Source organism: Halorubrum sp. SS7 (genome assembly GCF_005435055.1).
GTDB lineage: Archaea > Halobacteriota > Halobacteria > Halobacteriales > Haloferacaceae > Halorubrum > Halorubrum salinarum.
This window is the reverse complement of the sequence record NZ_SGXV01000423.1, coordinates 1-353: the sequence shown is the minus strand read 5'-3', so window position 1 is coordinate 353 and position 353 is coordinate 1. Positions and strand designations below refer to the sequence as shown.

1 protein-coding gene is annotated in these 353 nt (G+C 66.3%); it reads right to left on the bottom strand.

Features of this window, described 5'->3' with window-relative positions:
* On the bottom strand, window positions 1–353 hold a 353-nt coding region (locus tag EXE44_RS18640), incomplete at both ends, for an ABC transporter transmembrane domain-containing protein (RefSeq protein ID WP_137718090.1).

Below are 353 nucleotides of genomic sequence, written 5' to 3'. Positions count from 1 at the left end.
AGGTTCGAGGCGTCGTTGTTGAGGACGGACATGACCTCCCCGGTCTGCTTGTCGTCGAAGAAGGTCATGTCGAGCCGCTGCATCTGGTCGAAGGAGTCGGTCCGGACCGAGTGCATCACCCGGTGCGCGAAGTTGTTCGCGGCGATACCGTAGACGTAGGTGAACACGCCCGTCACGATGAACGACGCGAAGATGAGGATCACCGAGAGCCGGAACTGCGCGGGCTCGGCGGTCGGGAGCCACGCGTCCGGAACCAGCGGGAGCGTGTACGGACCGGTGCCGGTGAAGACGGCGTCGATGGCGACGCCGAGGACGACCGGCGGGACCAGTCCCGCGACGCGGGCGACGACGTT